The 13,963-nt window shown below is 68.9% G+C and carries 18 protein-coding genes; 11 read left to right on the top strand and 7 right to left on the bottom strand.

Features of this window, described 5'->3' with window-relative positions; genetic code table 11:
- The first annotated feature begins 45 nt into the window (after positions 1-45).
- The 5 genes from AC1ROD_RS02980 to AC1ROD_RS02960 all read left to right on the top strand — a co-directional run bounded on the left by AC1ROD_RS02980 (position 46) and on the right by AC1ROD_RS02960 (position 3,105).
- Complete coding sequence (locus AC1ROD_RS02980; RefSeq protein ID WP_492946768.1) at positions 46-585, top strand: hypothetical protein; 540 nt, start codon at positions 46-48, stop codon at positions 583-585.
- 283 nt (positions 586-868) lie between these two features.
- Positions 869-1,330, top strand: coding sequence for a hypothetical protein (locus tag AC1ROD_RS02975; protein WP_492946767.1), 462 nt, complete (start codon positions 869-871; stop codon positions 1,328-1,330).
- Between the two features lie 54 nt (positions 1,331-1,384).
- Complete coding sequence (lspA, locus tag AC1ROD_RS02970) at positions 1,385-1,906, top strand: signal peptidase II (protein ID WP_492946766.1); 522 nt, start codon at positions 1,385-1,387, stop codon at positions 1,904-1,906.
- A 76-nt stretch (positions 1,907-1,982) separates the two neighbouring features.
- Complete coding sequence (locus AC1ROD_RS02965; RefSeq protein WP_492946765.1) at positions 1,983-2,549, top strand: DUF3035 domain-containing protein; 567 nt, start codon at positions 1,983-1,985, stop codon at positions 2,547-2,549.
- A 103-nt stretch (positions 2,550-2,652) separates the two neighbouring features.
- Complete coding sequence (locus AC1ROD_RS02960; RefSeq protein ID WP_492946764.1) at positions 2,653-3,105, top strand: PaaI family thioesterase; 453 nt, start codon at positions 2,653-2,655, stop codon at positions 3,103-3,105.
- Positions 3,106-3,109: 4 nt separating this feature from the next.
- Here the strand turns inward: AC1ROD_RS02960 and AC1ROD_RS02955 are convergent, their stop codons facing one another.
- Both AC1ROD_RS02955 and AC1ROD_RS02950 read right to left on the bottom strand, forming a co-directional pair.
- Positions 3,110-3,892 (bottom strand): SDR family oxidoreductase, encoded by a 783-nt coding sequence (locus AC1ROD_RS02955; protein ID WP_492946763.1) that lies wholly within the window; start codon positions 3,890-3,892, stop codon positions 3,110-3,112.
- Complete coding sequence (locus AC1ROD_RS02950) at positions 3,889-4,194, bottom strand: 4a-hydroxytetrahydrobiopterin dehydratase (protein ID WP_492946762.1); 306 nt, start codon at positions 4,192-4,194, stop codon at positions 3,889-3,891. The genes AC1ROD_RS02955 and AC1ROD_RS02950 overlap by 4 nt, the downstream gene beginning before the upstream one ends.
- 137 nt (positions 4,195-4,331) lie before the next feature.
- Here AC1ROD_RS02950 and AC1ROD_RS02945 point away from each other — a divergent pair, with 137 nt between their 5' ends.
- From AC1ROD_RS02945 to AC1ROD_RS02920, 6 genes are all read left to right on the top strand, one after another.
- Entirely contained in the window at positions 4,332-5,033 is a 702-nt protein-coding gene (locus AC1ROD_RS02945) for a Crp/Fnr family transcriptional regulator (RefSeq protein WP_492946761.1), read from the top strand.
- Positions 5,034-5,086: 53 nt separating this feature from the next.
- On the top strand, positions 5,087-5,836 hold the full coding sequence (locus AC1ROD_RS02940; protein ID WP_492946760.1) for a hypothetical protein: 750 nt from the start codon (positions 5,087-5,089) through the stop codon (positions 5,834-5,836).
- A 9-nt stretch (positions 5,837-5,845) separates the two neighbouring features.
- The gene (locus AC1ROD_RS02935) at positions 5,846-6,649 is read left to right on the top strand and encodes a class I SAM-dependent methyltransferase (protein WP_492946759.1); all 804 of its coding nucleotides are present in this window, start codon (positions 5,846-5,848) and stop codon (positions 6,647-6,649) included.
- 98 nt (positions 6,650-6,747) lie between these two features.
- Positions 6,748-8,253 (top strand): 2-polyprenylphenol 6-hydroxylase, encoded by a 1,506-nt coding sequence (gene ubiB / locus AC1ROD_RS02930; RefSeq protein WP_492947725.1) that lies wholly within the window; start codon positions 6,748-6,750, stop codon positions 8,251-8,253.
- A 22-nt stretch (positions 8,254-8,275) separates the two neighbouring features.
- On the top strand, positions 8,276-8,764 hold the full coding sequence (locus tag AC1ROD_RS02925; protein WP_492946758.1) for a hypothetical protein: 489 nt from the start codon (positions 8,276-8,278) through the stop codon (positions 8,762-8,764).
- Between the two features lie 37 nt (positions 8,765-8,801).
- Positions 8,802-9,638 (top strand): EF-hand domain-containing protein, encoded by an 837-nt coding sequence (locus AC1ROD_RS02920; RefSeq protein WP_492946757.1) that lies wholly within the window; start codon positions 8,802-8,804, stop codon positions 9,636-9,638.
- 7 nt (positions 9,639-9,645) lie between these two features.
- On the opposite strand, the gene arfB is transcribed toward AC1ROD_RS02920, so the two are convergent.
- The 5 genes from arfB to AC1ROD_RS02895 all read right to left on the bottom strand — a co-directional run bounded on the left by arfB (position 9,646) and on the right by AC1ROD_RS02895 (position 13,953).
- Positions 9,646-10,050 carry an alternative ribosome rescue aminoacyl-tRNA hydrolase ArfB gene (gene arfB, locus AC1ROD_RS02915; protein WP_492946756.1) on the bottom strand — a complete coding sequence of 135 codons (405 nt, stop codon included), beginning with the start codon at positions 10,048-10,050 and terminating at the stop codon, positions 9,646-9,648.
- The gene (locus AC1ROD_RS02910) at positions 10,047-10,538 is read right to left on the bottom strand and encodes a YaiI/YqxD family protein (RefSeq protein ID WP_492946755.1); all 492 of its coding nucleotides are present in this window, start codon (positions 10,536-10,538) and stop codon (positions 10,047-10,049) included. Before AC1ROD_RS02910 ends, arfB begins: the two co-directional genes overlap by 4 nt.
- Positions 10,539-10,717: 179 nt before the next feature.
- Entirely contained in the window at positions 10,718-12,094 is a 1,377-nt protein-coding gene (locus tag AC1ROD_RS02905; RefSeq protein ID WP_492946754.1) for an amidohydrolase family protein, read from the bottom strand.
- On the bottom strand, positions 12,094-13,584 hold the full coding sequence (locus tag AC1ROD_RS02900) for an amidohydrolase (protein WP_492946753.1): 1,491 nt from the start codon (positions 13,582-13,584) through the stop codon (positions 12,094-12,096). The genes AC1ROD_RS02905 and AC1ROD_RS02900 overlap by 1 nt, the downstream gene beginning before the upstream one ends.
- Before the next feature lie 87 nt (positions 13,585-13,671).
- Positions 13,672-13,953: a DUF167 domain-containing protein gene (locus AC1ROD_RS02895; protein WP_492946752.1), complete on the bottom strand. Its 282-nt coding sequence runs from the start codon at positions 13,951-13,953 to the stop codon at positions 13,672-13,674.
- Positions 13,954-13,963: the final 10 nt, after the last annotated feature.

Below are 13,963 nucleotides of genomic sequence, written 5' to 3'. Positions count from 1 at the left end.
CGGCGAGCCTAGCGTCCGCCGCCTGATCGATCCTGGAGCCCCGCCATGCGCGCCGCCGTCCTGATGCTGCTGTTCCTCCTTGGCGCCTGCGCGACCGCTCCGAAGCCGGACGCCACCGGCGACAGTCTGGACCTGATCGCCAGGGACTATGTCGCCCTGACGCTGGAGATCGGCGAACGCGAGCCCGGCTATGTCGACGCCTACTACGGCCCGGCCGAATGGCAGGCCGCCGCCAAGGCGAACCCGCGCACTGTCCCGCAACTGATTCAGGGCGCCGCCGTCCTGACCCAGCGGCTGGACGCCGTCTCGGACCGCGGTCTGAACGCCGCCAGCGTGCAGCGCCGCAAATACCTCAAGGCCCATGTCTCGGCGGCCTCGGCGCGCCTGCGGATGCTGTCGGGCGAGAAGATGAGCTTCGCCGACGAGGCATACGCCCTGTTCGGCATCCGCCCTGAACTGAAACCGCTGGCCGACTACGATCCCATACTCGCGCGCATCGACGCCATCGTGCCCGGAAGCGGTCCCGCTGACGCCGCGCATCGCCGCCTTCAAGGCCGGTTTCGTCATCCCGAAGGACCGGCTTGAGCCCGTCATCTCGGCCGCCATCGCCGAATGCCGTCGGCGCACCGCCGAACACATCGCCCTGCCCGCCAACGAGCGCTTCACCCTGGCCTTCGTCGGCGACAAGCCCTGGTCGGGCTATAATTATTATCTCGGCGACGCGGCCTCGAAGATCGAGATCAACGCCGACTTCCCCATCGACGTCGACCGGGCCATCGATCTGGGCTGCCACGAGGGCTACCCCGGCCACCATGTCTATAACGCCCTGCTGGAGCGGACCTTCGTCAAGGAGAAGGGCTGGGTGGAGATGAGCGTCTATCCGCTGTTCTCGCCGATGTCGTTCGTCGCCGAGGGCAGCGCCAACTACGGCATCGACCTGGCCTTCCCGGGCAACGAGGCCCAGACGTTCGTGCGAGACGTCCTGATGCCCCTGGCCGGCCTGGCGCCCGCCGACATCGCCGCCGACGCCGAGCTGGGCCGGCTGACCCGCCAGCTTGCGCGCGCCGAATACACCATCGCCGACGACTATCTGTCGGGCCGGGTCGGGCGCGAGGAGAGCATCGCCCGCCTGTCGAAATACCTGCTGATGCAGCCGGACAAGGCGGCCCAAAGGCTGCGCTTCATCGACACCTATCGCAGCTACATCATCAACTACGGCCTGGGCCGCGACACCGTCCAGGCCTGGGTCGAAGGTCAGGGTCCGGATCACTGGCGCGGCATGGAGACCCTGCTGGCCAGCCAGATTCTGCCGGTGGATCTGCTGAAATAGGGGCGCGTGCTTTTGCTCGACCCTCGTCCCTCTCCCTGCTAACGAGCGGGCCGCATGAAATTCCCCGACCGCATCCCCCGCATCGCCTGGGCCGCCTACGGCTTCGCCCTGGCCATCATCGTCCTGGACCAGTGGAGCAAGGCCTATATTCTGGGCGGGCTGGAGCTGCGCGACGTCGGCCGGGTCTTCGTCTTCCCGCCGGTTTTCAACATCAGCTATGTCGAGAACACCGGCGTCAGCTTCGGCCTATTCGGAGGCGGTTCGGCCCGTTGGGTGCTGTCGCTCTTCTCGGTCGTCGTCGCCGGCGGCCTGGCCTGGTGGGCCACCCAGGCGGATCGGCGCCTTCTGATCACCGCCATCGGTTTCGTCATCGGCGGGGCGCTCGGCAATGCCATCGACCGCATCCGCTTCGGCTATGTTGTCGATTTTCTGGACTTTTCGGGCACGGGCATCTTCCCCTGGGTGTTCAACATCGCCGACAGCGCCATCACCATCGGCGTGGTTCTGCTGATCCTCGACAGCGTTTTGTCGGATCGAAAAGCCGCTCAGGTTGGCGTTGTCCACGAAAAGTCGTAATCAGCCGCTCTTGAGTGTTTCCCATTCCTGAGTGCAGGGCGCGCCTCACCAAGCGCCGCCGGAGTTGAGCCCACACATGCGCATTCGCAGCCTCGCCGTCGTCAGCCTGCTGGCCGTATCCACCGTGGCGCTCGGCGCCTGTGGCGGCCTGAAGCAGAGCATCGGCCTGACCAAGGTCGTGCCTGACGAGTTCGTCACCGTCTCCACCGCTCCGCTGAGCGTGCCGCCCGAGTACGGCCTGCGCCCGCCGGCGCCCGGCCAGCCGCGTCCGCAGGAACTGGCGCCCGAAAGCGCCGCCCGCCAGATCCTTCTGGGTCAGCGTCAGTCGATCACCCGCACGCCGGGCGAGACGGCCCTGGTCACCGCCGCCGGCGCCGAGCGCGCCGACCCGCTGGCCCGCTATGTCGTCGACGACGAGTTCGGCGACCTGACGCACAAGGAAGAAAGCTTCGCCAACCGCGTCATGTTCTGGCGCAAGGACAGCGCCGAAAGCCAGGCCCCGACCGTCAGCCAGACGGCCCAGGGCGCAGTGACCATCGACGCCGCCAGCGAACATGCCCGCCTGGAAGCCCTGACCGGCAACACCGCCGGCATCAGCATCCAGCCGCGCCGCTCGAACGGCTTCAAGCTGCCGGGCCTTTAAGCCCAGGCTTGGACTACACGAACATGAGATAAGGACGCGCTTGCCACCGGCTTGTGCGTCCTTATTGTAAACGGACCTTGTCGCAACCTCCCCGGAGCGTCGCATGTCCGAATCCATCACCGCATCACTGGCCGACCTGTCCGGTATCGAGCAGCTGCGCCTCGGCATGGAAGGCAAGGCGCCGATCGCGCCGATCGCCAGGACCGTCGGCTTCGACCTGGTCGAGGTCGAGGAAGGTCGCGTCGTCTTCGAGGCCGTTCCGACCCGCGCCGTCTATAATCCGCTGGGCACGGTCCACGGCGGCTGGATGGCCACGGTGCTCGATTCGGCCTGCGGCTGCGTGGTCCATTCCATGCTTAGGCCCGGCCAGACCTATACGACGCTGGAGCTCAAGACCGTCTTCCACAAGGCGCTGAAGGCGGATGTCCCGGTCCGCGCCGTCGGCAAGATCGTCCAGATGGGTCGCCGCGCCGCCTTCTCCGAGGCCGAGCTGCGCGGCCTGGACGGGAAGCTCTACGCCACCGCCACCTCGACCTGTCTGGTGATGGAACGCTAGTGCGTTACTGAGCCAGCATCCCGCCGTCGATGCGGAACTCCGACCCCGTCACGAACTTCGATTCGTCCGAAGCCAGATAGAGCACGCAATAGGCCACGTCGTTCGGCTCGCCGATGCGCTTCAGCGGAATGCCGCGCGCCAGACGTTCGTGGGCCTTGGCCTCGTCGCCGTGGGCCATGGCGACGAAAGGATCCAGGATCGGGGTCTTGATGAAGACCGGGTGGACCGAGTTCGAGCGGACGTTCCACTCCATCTTGGCGGCCTCGAGTGCGATCGTGCGGCTGTAGTTCCAGACCCCGGCCTTGGTGGCGTTATAGGCGCCCATGCCCGGCGCGGCGGCGAGGCCGGCCATGGACGAGATGTTGATGATGGAGGCGGGAGCCGCGGCGCGCAGGTGCGGCATGGCGTGTTTGCAGCCGAACATCACCGAGCGCAGGTTGATTTCGTACTGGCGCTGCCAGTTCTCGGCCGTGTCCTCCTCGACGAAGACGAGGGGGCCGCCGACGCCGGCGTTGTTGATCAGCACCGACAGCCCGCCCAGATCGGCGGCGGCCGCGGCGACGACCGAGGCCCACTGCTCTTCGGACGCCACATCATGGGCATAGGCGAAGGCCACCCCCGGGATTTCCGCATTGATGGCCGCCGCCAGGGCCTCGGCGCGACCGCCGTCGATGTCGCTGAGGGCGACCTTCGCCCCCTCGCGCGCCAACATCCAGGCGAAGGCCTCGCCCAGCCCCCCGGCGGCGCCCGTGATCAGGGCCTTCTTGCCTTCGACGCGTCCGGTCATTCTTTCGCTCCCAGCATTTGCGCGGCCTCGTCGATGAAACGGGCCATCTTGATATCGAGCTCGGTGACGCCGCCGGCGTCATGGGTGGTCAGGACCACGCTGACCCGGTTGTAGACGTTCGACCATTCCGGATGGTGATCCATCTTGTCGGCCATCAGGGCGACGCGGGTCATGAAGCCGAACGCCGCGTTGAAATCCTTGAAGATCAGGGTGCGGGCGATGGCCGGACGCGGATCGTCCGCGCGGCTCCACAGCGGCAGCGCGGCCAGGGTTTCCGCAACGTCAACAGGCATTTGCGCCATTTTGTGTTCCTCGCCTCTCTCCGCCCTAGCCTTCTCGACGGTCCCTCACAAGCGCGCATCGCGTCAAAGGAACGCAGTTCGAAGCTTGGGCGTTACCGAGCGTCGCCGTTGATACGGCTAAGCAAGGGAGTGACCCCATGGACAATCTCTGGATCGCTTCGCTCGAGCCCGCCAATCGCAAGCGGATCGAGCCGCACCTGACGGAACGGGCCTTCGACCAGGGCCAGATGCTGTACGACGCCGGCGAGGCCGTCGACGAGGTCTGGTTCCCGCTCAAGGGCGTGGTCTCGCTGATGACCATGCTGCCCGACGACAAGATGATCGAGACCGCCGCCATCGGCCGCGAGGGGCTGGTTGGCGTCACCTGCGGCCCGATGAACGCCCGCGCCTTCAGCCGCGCCATCTCCCAGTCGGACGGCCTCGCCGCCTGCCTGCCCAACGACATCTTCTCCGACGCCCTCGGTCGCAGCGAGGCCATGCGCAAGTCGCTGTCCCGGTTCACCGAAGGCCTGTTCGCCCAGGTCCAGCAGACGGCCGCCTGCAACGCCCAGCACCGTCTGGACGAGCGTCTGGCCCGCTGGCTGCTGACCATCCACGACCGCTCCGAGGGCGACCGCTTCGAACTGACCCAGTCCGACATCGCCGGCATGCTGGGCGTGCGCCGCGCCACGGTCAGCGAGGTCGGGGCCGTTCTGGAGGGCAAGCATTTGATCAAGCGCGGTCGCGGCTGGGTCGAGGTGACCGACCGCGAGGCGCTCGAACAGGCGTCGTGCGGCTGTTACGGCATCATGCGCGGCGTCATGCGCGATCTCGGCCTGCCCCGCCCCAGAGTCAGCTAGGCGGGTGTAAGCCAGACCTTTGCAACCGGCCGGATCGCGGTAAGGGTGGCGGCATGTCCGAAGCGCCCAGTAACAATCCGGCCCATCCCGCCCAGACCACGGGCAAGACGGCGCCGAAGCCCGTCCCCAACTGGCGGCCCTGGCTCGTCAAGGGCGCCTTTGAAAGCGCCCTGATCATCCTGTCGGTCGTCGTTGCCATGGCCGTCTCCCAATGGGCGGACGACCAGAAGACGGCGGCGCGGGTGAAGGAGATGCGCGGCTTCCTGCGCGCCGAGATCCAGGCCAACCGCGACCTGATCACCCATCCCGACGCCCTGCCCCACCACCAGCGGCTGAAGCAGGTCTTCGGCGAGAGCATGGGGTCGCTGGAAGCGCCGGTGTCACGCGAGGCCGCCGTGGGCGCCGCCCGCCAGCTGTTCGCGACCGGCCTGCACCCCACCCACGTCAGCGATGCCGTCTGGACCAGCGTCTCGGGCGGCGAGCTGATGGAGCATATGAACCCGCGGGAGGTCTTCATGCTGGCCGCCCTCTACCGGGACCAGGGCAATCTGGATGACGTGAACCTGGCCGGCTATGAGGCCGCGACCGGCCTTGTCGAACTGCTGGCGACGGGCAAGGACGCCAAGGTGCGGCTGATGCGCACCCTCCTGATGCTGGAGGACATGGTCGCCCAGGAGGAACGGTTGATCGCCCTCTATGACCAGGCCCTGGCCGAGCTGGACGACGCCCCCCCGATGGCGGTCGGTGCCCAATCGAAGGGCGGGACAAACAGGCCCGGTGACGCCGCGCCTGCGAAGAGCTAGACCCCTGTCATGACCAGCGCCTCCTCCCCCGGCTCTCACGATTTCGGCCCGCATTCTTCGGGCGACACCTCCTCCTTCGGCTTCCGCGACGTCGACGCGAAGGAGAAGGTGAAGATGGTGCGCGGCGTGTTCGACAGCGTCGCCTCCAACTACGACCTGATGAACGACCTGATGAGCGGCGGCGTCCACCGGCTCTGGAAGGATGCGGCGGCGGCCAAGCTGAACCCGCGCCCGGGCGAGACCATCCTCGACGTCGCGGGCGGCACGGGCGACATGGCGCGGCGCTATTCGAAGATGGCGCGCCGGGCCCAGGAGCGGCGCGGCGGCGACGACGCCTCGGTCATCGTGCTGGACTACAATGCCGAGATGATCATGGCAGGCGTCCAGAAGGGCGGCGAGCCCGAGATGCAGTGGACGGTCGGCGACGCCATGTCCCTGCCCCTGCCCGAGGCCTCGGTCGACGCCTATTCGATCAGCTTCGGCATCAGGAACGTCGCCGACATCGCCGTGGCCCTGTCCGAGGCGCGCCGGGTGCTCAAGCCGGGCGGCCGGTTCCTGTGCCTGGAGTTCTCGCGACCCACGACCGAGGTCATCCGTCAGGCCTATGACGCCTGGTCCTTCCACGCCATTCCGGCCATCGGCCAATGGGTCGCCCACGACCGTGACAGCTACCAGTATCTGGTCGAGAGCATCCGCCGCTTCCCGGACCAGTCGACCTTCAAGGCGATGATCGAGACGGCGGGCTTCCGCAACGTCTCGGTGACCAATCTGTCGGGCGGGGTCGCGGCCATCCACTTCGGGTGGGCGATCTGACCACGCCGCCGCCTCCTGATCCCGGGACCTTCAGGGTCGCTCCGGCCGCGCCGAAGGCCGTGCCCGTGCGCGATCCCGTCGGCGCCGCCTGGCGGCTGATGGGCTGGGGCTCGGTCCTCGCCCGCCACGACGCCCTGATCCCGCGCGAGATCACCCCGCTTCTGCCTGCCTGGGTCCGGCCGCTCGCCGCCTTCGTCCATCTGTTCGCCGGCCGCGAGGGCCGCGAGGGCCGCCCCGGCCAGCGTCTGGGCAAGGCCTTCGAACATCTGGGCCCCGTGGCCATCAAACTGGGTCAGGTCCTGGCCACCCGCGCCGACATCTTCGGCGGAGAGTTCGCCACCGACCTCGGCCGCCTCAAGGACAAGCTGGCCCCCTTCCCGACCGACCAGGCGCGGCGCGAGATCGAGCGGTCGCTGGGCCGACCGGTCGACAGCCTGTTCCTCGACTTCGGCGATCCCATCGGCGCGGCCTCCCTGGCCCAGGCCCATCCGGCCTGGCTGGCGGACGGCCGCAAGGTGGCGGTCAAGATCCTGCGCCCCGGCGTCGAGCGCCGCGTGGCGCGCGGGCTGGACTCCATGCGTCTGGCCGCCCGGCTGGTGCATCGCTTCGTCCCTGTCGCCCGCCGGCTTGAGCCCGACGCCTTCGTCGAGACCATCGCCCGCTCGATGGAGCTGGAGCTGGACATGCGTCTGGAGGCGGCCGCCGCCTCCGAGATGAAGGACATCATGGACAAGGCTGCGTCCGAGGACGGGGCCCATATGACCGCGCCGGGCGTGGTCTGGGACGGGGTCGGCAAGCGGGTGCTGACGCTGGAATGGGCCAACGGCATGCCCATGACCGATCCCCTGTGCGTCGAACAGCCCGGCCTCGACAAGGACGCCCTGGCCGACAATGTCGTGCGCGCCTTCCTGAGCCAGGCGCTCGACTACGGCGCCTTCCACGCCGACCTGCACGAGGGTAACCTCTTCGCCTCGGCCCCGGCCGAACTGACCGCCGTCGACTTCGGCATCGTCGGCCGCCTCGGCCCCGGCGAGCGGCGCTACCTCGCGGAAATCCTCTGGGGCTTCCTGCAGCGGGACTATCCGCGCATCGCCCGGGTGCATTTCGAGGCCGGCTATGTCCCGCCCAACCATTCGGTCGAGGCCTTTGCCCAGGCCCTGCGCGCGGTCGGAGAGCCGGTCATCGGCAAACAGGCGTCACAGGTCTCCATGGGCCGGCTTCTGGGCCAGCTGTTCGAGATCACCGCCCTGTTCGACATGCATCTGCGGCCCGAACTGATCCTGCTGCAGAAGACCATGGTCTCGGTCGAGGGAGTAGCGCGCCGCCTGAATCCCGATCACGACCTCTGGGCCGCCGCCCGGCCGGTGGTCGAGCGCTGGATCCTGCGCGAACTCGGCCCCCGGGCCCAGATCCGCGACGGCGTGCGCGAACTGATCTCCGGCGCCCGCGCCCTGTCGCGTCTGGTGCAGGATCCGCCGCGTCCCGAGACGGTCGTGATCCAGAAGTCTGGAACGCCCGCCTGGCTGGTGGTTTGTATCAGCGTTGCAACAAGCGCCTCGATCGGCGCCCTTCTTCTGTCCATTTGGTCGATCATCCATCGGTGACGACCGGTTTCGCGGATCACCCATGACCAAGACCACACTGACGGCTCTCGCCGCCCTCGCCGCCGCCCTGGTCGCTCCAGCCGCCGCCTCCGCCCAGTCGCTGGGCGCGGCTGGCACCCTGCCCAACACCTTCGACCGTCCGACCCAGAGCGCGCCGCCCGTCGCCGCACCCCAGGCCGCACCGGCCGCCCCCTCGGATCCCGCCAAGGTCGCCGCCGCCGAGACGGCGCTCAAGGCGACCATCGCCGCCATGCAGTCGGGCGCGCCCAACTATGACGCCATGACTCCGGACCTCGCCGCCAAGGTCCGCGAACAGGCCACCACGGTCACGCCCCTGATCCAGGGCTTCGGGGCCCTGAACGGCATGAGCCACGTCGGGACCCAGAACGGCGCGGAGCTGTTCCTGGTCATGTTCGCCAACGCCCCGACCCAGTGGATCATCAACCTGACGCCCGAGGGCAAGATCAACGCCCTGCTGTTCCGCCCGGCTCCGGCCGCGCCTGCTACCTGATACGCCTTCCTCTTCTCTCTCCACTCCGGATACCCCCATGCGAAAGTCTCTGGCCGCCTTCGGCCCGATTGCGGTCGGCTGCCTTGCGCTGACCTGCGCCGCCTGCGCCTCCGGCCCCGAGCACGGGCCGGGCGGGCCCGGCGGCCCTGAAGGGGGACCGCCCATGGCGCCGGGCCTGTTTGTCAGCCCCTTCGGCGAGCCCTTCCGCTCCGCTCCCGGCGAGCCCTACCCCGTCGCCGCCTGGTTCGCGGGCGCCGACGCGGATCACGACGGCAAGCTGACCCGCGCCGAGTTCATGGCCGACGGCGTGCGCTGGTTCGACAAGCTGGACGCCAACAGGGACGGCATCATCGGTCAGGCCGAGATCGTCGCCTATGAGGCCATGGCCGGTCAGCTGGGCGGCGGCATGAGGGGCCCGGTCGGCGCCCCCGGCGGTCCCGGTGGTCCGGGCGGCGGCGGCTGGGGCGGGCGTCCCGGCGGCGGAGCCTCCCTCGCCGACAACGATCAAGATGGCGGCATGGGCATGCCCGGCGGCGGCATGGGCGGCCCCGGCGGCGGCGGCGGTCGTCGGGGCGGGGGCGGCATGGGCGAAGGCGCACACAGCGGCCCGCGCGGCGGCATGGTGGCGACCTCCATCCTCGCCATGGCCGGGCTGCTCAACGTACCCGAGCCGGTCAAGGCCGCCGACGTCGACATCAACCAGCGCATCACACCCGAGGAATGGTCCCGCGCCGGCGACCGCTGGTTCGACCTTCTCGATACGGACAAGGACGGCGTCCTGACCCTGCCCGAACTGCCCCAGACCCAGCTCCAGCAGGGAAGAGGCCAAGGGCGGGGCATGGGGCGCGGCGGTCGCGGCGGCCCGCCGCGCTGACAGGCCGCTAGTCGGTGGAGATCGGCCTGCCGCGCCCGCTCTTGATGCCGGAGCGGTGCGACTTGGCGACCAGCCGCCGTTCCTTCGAGGCCCGGGTCGGCTTGGTCGGCACGCGATAGGTCGGGGCCACCGAGGCCTTGTCGACCAGCTCCTGCAGTCGCTCGATGGCGTCGGCGCGGTTGCGTTCCTGGGTGCGGAAACGCACGGCGGTGATCACGATCACCCCGTCCAGCGTCAGCCGGCTGCCCGCCAGCTTCATCAGCCGCTCGCGCACGGGATCGCGCAGGGACGGCGAGTTCTTCGCGTCGAACCGCATCTGGACGGCGGTCGCGACCTTGTTGACGTTCTGCCCGCCCGGTCCGCCGGCGCGATAGAAACGGAACTCCAGTTCGTCTTCGGGAATGACGGTCACGGTCGGGGCGCCCCGGCCGCCTGCAGCGCCAGCGCCCGCTTGGCCTTGACCACGGCCTGATCCAGCGCCTGCAGGAAGTTCGACCGGTCCTTCGGCCCGAACGGCGGCGGACCCGAGGTCGCCACCCCGATCGAGCGCAGATGCTCGCCGACCATCCGCCCGGCCAGGGCCGAACCGATCATGTCGGGCGTGAAGAACTGGCCATTGGATTTGATCGCCTGCGCCCCCGCCTTCAGGCAGCGGTCGGCCAGAGGAATATCGGCGGTGATGACCACGTCGCCGGTCGCGGCGCGCTCGGCGATCCAGTCGTCGGCGACGTCCGGCCCCGCATCGACCACCACCTGTTCGATCCACTTTTCGCGCGGGGTGTTGATCCAGCTGTTGGACACCACAAACACATGCAGGCCGTACCGCGCCCCCACGCGATACACCTCGTCCTTCACCGGACAGGCGTCGGCGTCGATGAAGAGGCGGGGAAGCGCGGTCATGGGAGGCCGTTTATCCCTTCTCCCCTTGCGGGAGAAGGTGGCAGGCGGAGCCTGACGGATGAGGGGTCACGCTGTCGAGGCCGGTGAGGGTGTCGCCCAGACGTTCACCGCCTGCACAACCCCTCATCCGACCTCGCTGCGCTCGGCCACCTTCTCCCGCAAGGGGAGAAGGACAGTGATCACTGCGGATTATACGCCGCCGGCATCCCGCTCGCCTGGGTCCCGCCGTTGCGATAGCGGTCGCGCAGCAGGAGCTGACGGCTCGAGATCGGCTGTTCCTGACCGGCGATGAAGACATTGGTCGCCGTCGTCAGGGGCTCCAGCGGGTCGCCGGTCCAGACCACGACGTCGGCGGCGGCGCCGGGCGTCAGTTCGCCCGCCTGACCGGCTTCACCGAAAATCTTCGCCGGATTGACCGTCATGGCCGCGATGGCCGCCGCATAGGGCAGGCCGTGGGACACGGCGTTGCCGGCATTGTAGCGCATCTCGCGGGCCCGGTGGATCGAGCCCTCATTGCCCTTGATGGCGATGGTCACCCCGGCCGCATTGAGGGCCGCCGCATTCTCCATCCGCGCCGCGCGTGTCTCGAAATCGCCGGGCAGGTTGTCGATCGGGTTGATGAGCGCGGGCACGCCTGCGGCGGCGATGTCGGCGGCGACCAGCCAGCCTTCCTCGGCGCCGTCCAGGATGACCTTGACGCCCTCTTCCTTGGCCAGACGCAGCACCTGCTGGATGTCCGAGGCGCGGTGCACCGTGACGATCAGCGGCATCGAGCCGTTGGCGACCGGGATCAGGGCCTCCAGATCGGCGCGCGACAGGCTGAGGTCGCGCAGGGCCGCCCGGTCATAGGCGGCCTTGTTGCGGGCGTAGAGGCGGACCTCGGCCAGGGTTTCCTTGAACTGGATGAACTCGGCCCCACGCGCGCCGCCGGCGACACGGGCGCCCGCCTCGCCGAACGGGGCGATCATGGCCACGCGCGGCTTGATCAGGATGTCGTTGCCCTGCGCCAGGGTGATGATGGCCGCCTGACCCGCGAACAGGCCCGGCGACTGCAGACCGCCGCCGCCCAGACCGGCGAAGTCGTCCTCGCCGTCGTCCTTGTGGTTTCCGCCGCCGCCGCCCGGATGGTTCGGCACGACGATGGCGCGGGTGATGCCGCCCAGACGCGCCACCGGCAGGGTGAAGGACCAGGGGTCCAGACCGTAGGAGACATCGAAAGAGGCCGATATCGTATTGGCGCCGCTGGCCAGGTCGTTGGAGCCCTGGACCGAGGACACCTCCGACCCGCCGAGGCCGCTATCCACCGCGATGAAGCCCGGGGCGACCGTCTTGCCCGTGGCGTCGATGACGCGGGCGCCGGCCGGGGCGGGACCGGTCCCGACCGAAACGATCCGGCCGTTCTGGAGCACTACCGTGCCGTTCTCGATCACCGAGGTTCCGGTCAGCACCTTGCCGCCGGTGATGGCGACCGGGGTGGACTGGGCGAAGGCCGCGCCACCGAGGGCGGCGGCGGCTACCGCGCCGAGGGCGGCGCTTTTCGTCATGAGGCGGCGCATCAGCGGGCTCCCTCGTTCACGGTGGCGGCCTGCAGGCCATAGCCGGGCTGGCCCAGTTCGAAATCGGAGGTCGGCTGATAGGCCGGGTCGAACCGGTCGAAGGCCTTGCCGCCGTCGACGAAGACCTGATCGGCGCGGGCATAGACCGAGAAGGGATCGGCGGACCAGATCACCACATCGGCGCGCTTGCCGGCTTCCAGCGAACCCGTCTGATCGGCGATGCCGATGGCCCGGGCGGCGTTCAGGGTGAACCAGGCCACGGCCCGCTCCTCCGGAATGTTCAGCCCGGCGGCGCGACCGGCGGCGAGCGTCGCCGCGGCCTCCTGATTGAGGCGCTGGGTCAGTTGCGGGTCGTCGGAGTGGATGACGGCGCAGGAGCCTTCTGGCGCGTCGACCAGGGCGGCGTTGGATTCCACCGCGTCCAGCCCCTCCATCTTGAAGCCCCACCAGCCGGACCACATGGCCGCGCAGACGTGCTCGCGGGCCAGAAGCGGCGCGATCTTGTAGGCCTCGATGGCGTGGTGGAAGGTGGTGATCTTGTAGCCAAATTCCTTGGCGATATCGAGCATGACGATCATCTCGTCGGCCCGGTAGCAGTGGTTCTCGACCAGAATCTTGCCGTCCAGCACGTCGGCCAGGGTCTCGAGCTGCAGGTTGCGGGTCGGCGGATCGCCCTTGCCCGTGTCGCGCCACTTGTCCCACTTGGCCTTGTAGTCGCGCGCGGCGATGAAGGCGGCGCGGTAGCCGGCGACATTGCCCATGCCCGTCGCCGGGCTCTGGTTGCGCGAGCCATAGACGCGGCTGGGGTTCTCGCCGCAGGCCATCTTCAGCGAATAGGGGGCGTCGGGCAGCTTCATGCCCTGGACGCTCATCGCCGGAATGTTGCGCAGGGTCACGCCGCGACCGCCGAACAGATTGGCCGATCCCGGCAGGATGTGGAGCGTGGTCACCCCGCCGGCGCGGGCGGTGTTGAAGCCCGGATCCTGCGGCCAGACCGAATGCTCGGCCCAGACCTGGGCGGTGTTGGGGTTGGTCGCTTCGTTGCCGTCCGACATCCCCTGCACGCCCGGCGAGGGATAGACGCCGAGGTGGCTGTGAACGTCGATCACGCCCGGGGTCACCCAGCGGCCTCGCGCGTCGATGACGGTGTAGCCGGCCGGGACAGCCAGATCGGCGCCGCCGACCGCCTGGACCTTGCCGTCGGCCATCAGGACGACGCCGTTCTCGATCTTCTGGCCCGTGCCGGTGAAGACCGTCGCGCCCACGATCGCCGAGTTCTGGCGCGGCAGGGGCTGGTAGGTCGAGGGATAGGGATCGCGGTTGGCCGCATAGTCGAGGCCGGGGGCCAGAGGCTCGGGCGCCTTGCTCTCCGCGCTCGCGCTGGACGAGGAGGAGGTTCCGGTCGTGGCGCAGGCCGACAGACCGAATGCGCCGACCATGGCGCAGGCAAGCACGCCGAGGCTGGCTCCCCGCAGGCGAGACATCTTCATGGATATTCCCCGTGTCCCCGACCACCGCCGGGCTTTCCGAACGGCGACATAGAAACGGTGCGTTCCCCGGCCTGTAAAGGTCGAAAATCAGGAAGCGGACAATCTTGCCCGCACGCCCTCGTCGTCGAGGTTGTCGATCCTGACCCGCTTCAACCGCGACTGGGCGCCATGGGTCAGGGCGACCGAGGATCGCGGAACGCCGAGGGTCTTGGCCAGCAATTTCACAAGGGCTTCATTCGCCTCGCCTTCCACCGGGCGGGCGCGGACGCGGACCTTGAGCACGGGCCGTTCCTCCGCATCGACCTCCCATCCATCCACCTGATCGGCGGAGGCTCCGGGTGTCAGTCTGACGGCGAGGCGAGCGGTCATGCCCGCCTCG

Source organism: Brevundimonas sp. GW821-FHT12E07, assembly GCF_058807035.1.
Note: the sequence above shows the minus strand (reverse complement) of the source record. Positions and strands in the feature narration are given on the sequence as shown.

What these genes read in the sequence shown, in the direction of transcription:
- lspA (WP_492946766.1), top strand. Translation starts at nt 1,385, where the DNA reads ATGAAATTCCCCGACCGCATCCCCCGCATCGCCTGGGCCGCCTACGGC.
- AC1ROD_RS02935 (WP_492946759.1), top strand. Translation starts at nt 5,846, where the DNA reads ATGACCAGCGCCTCCTCCCCCGGCTCTCACGATTTCGGCCCGCATTCT.
- AC1ROD_RS02905 (WP_492946754.1), bottom strand. Translation starts at nt 12,094, where the DNA reads ATGCGCCGCCTCATGACGAAAAGCGCCGCCCTCGGCGCGGTAGCCGCC.
- AC1ROD_RS02900 (WP_492946753.1), bottom strand. Translation starts at nt 13,584, where the DNA reads ATGAAGATGTCTCGCCTGCGGGGAGCCAGCCTCGGCGTGCTTGCCTGC.
- AC1ROD_RS02940 (WP_492946760.1), top strand. Translation starts at nt 5,087, where the DNA reads ATGTCCGAAGCGCCCAGTAACAATCCGGCCCATCCCGCCCAGACCACG.
- AC1ROD_RS02950 (WP_492946762.1), bottom strand. Translation starts at nt 4,194, where the DNA reads ATGGCGCAAATGCCTGTTGACGTTGCGGAAACCCTGGCCGCGCTGCCG.
- AC1ROD_RS02965 (WP_492946765.1), top strand. Translation starts at nt 1,983, where the DNA reads ATGCGCATTCGCAGCCTCGCCGTCGTCAGCCTGCTGGCCGTATCCACC.
- AC1ROD_RS02895 (WP_492946752.1), bottom strand. Translation starts at nt 13,953, where the DNA reads ATGACCGCTCGCCTCGCCGTCAGACTGACACCCGGAGCCTCCGCCGAT.
- AC1ROD_RS02975 (WP_492946767.1), top strand. Translation starts at nt 869, where the DNA reads ATGAGCGTCTATCCGCTGTTCTCGCCGATGTCGTTCGTCGCCGAGGGC.
- AC1ROD_RS02945 (WP_492946761.1), top strand. Translation starts at nt 4,332, where the DNA reads ATGGACAATCTCTGGATCGCTTCGCTCGAGCCCGCCAATCGCAAGCGG.
- AC1ROD_RS02955 (WP_492946763.1), bottom strand. Translation starts at nt 3,892, where the DNA reads ATGACCGGACGCGTCGAAGGCAAGAAGGCCCTGATCACGGGCGCCGCC.
- AC1ROD_RS02980 (WP_492946768.1), top strand. Translation starts at nt 46, where the DNA reads ATGCGCGCCGCCGTCCTGATGCTGCTGTTCCTCCTTGGCGCCTGCGCG.
- AC1ROD_RS02920 (WP_492946757.1), top strand. Translation starts at nt 8,802, where the DNA reads ATGCGAAAGTCTCTGGCCGCCTTCGGCCCGATTGCGGTCGGCTGCCTT.
- AC1ROD_RS02910 (WP_492946755.1), bottom strand. Translation starts at nt 10,538, where the DNA reads ATGACCGCGCTTCCCCGCCTCTTCATCGACGCCGACGCCTGTCCGGTG.
- AC1ROD_RS02925 (WP_492946758.1), top strand. Translation starts at nt 8,276, where the DNA reads ATGACCAAGACCACACTGACGGCTCTCGCCGCCCTCGCCGCCGCCCTG.
- ubiB (WP_492947725.1), top strand. Translation starts at nt 6,748, where the DNA reads ATGGGCTGGGGCTCGGTCCTCGCCCGCCACGACGCCCTGATCCCGCGC.
- AC1ROD_RS02960 (WP_492946764.1), top strand. Translation starts at nt 2,653, where the DNA reads ATGTCCGAATCCATCACCGCATCACTGGCCGACCTGTCCGGTATCGAG.